The sequence below is a fragment of the Rhizobium ecuadorense genome (genome assembly GCF_001187535.1).
Lineage (GTDB): Bacteria > Pseudomonadota > Alphaproteobacteria > Rhizobiales > Rhizobiaceae > Rhizobium > Rhizobium ecuadorense.
The window spans coordinates 1-253 of sequence record NZ_LFIO01000237.1 but is presented as its reverse complement, the minus strand read 5'-3'; the positions used below and the strand labels follow the sequence as shown (position 1 = coordinate 253).

Below are 253 nucleotides of genomic sequence, written 5' to 3'. Positions count from 1 at the left end.
GAAATATGATCAATCCCGAAGTTGCAGGGCTTGCCCCAGCTTCTCCCGATGCCGCGCAGTATGTAATAGGCCACTTCATACCGGTTCCGGCCTCGACCGGACCAACGGATGGTGACCTGGAAGAGCAGTACAGATCAGCAAGCTGGCGTGTGATGCTGAGTGATAATGAATATAACGACACAGTTGCGTATATACGCAAACTGCAGGCAACCTCTCGTCTCTGGGAGGCATCGGTATACAACTGCAATGCCTT

1 pseudogene is annotated in these 253 nt (G+C 52.2%); it reads left to right on the top strand.

Annotated elements, in window-relative coordinates:
* A pseudogene (locus tag AF337_RS44150) lies at window positions 1–253 on the top strand (hypothetical protein); the annotation flags it as partial.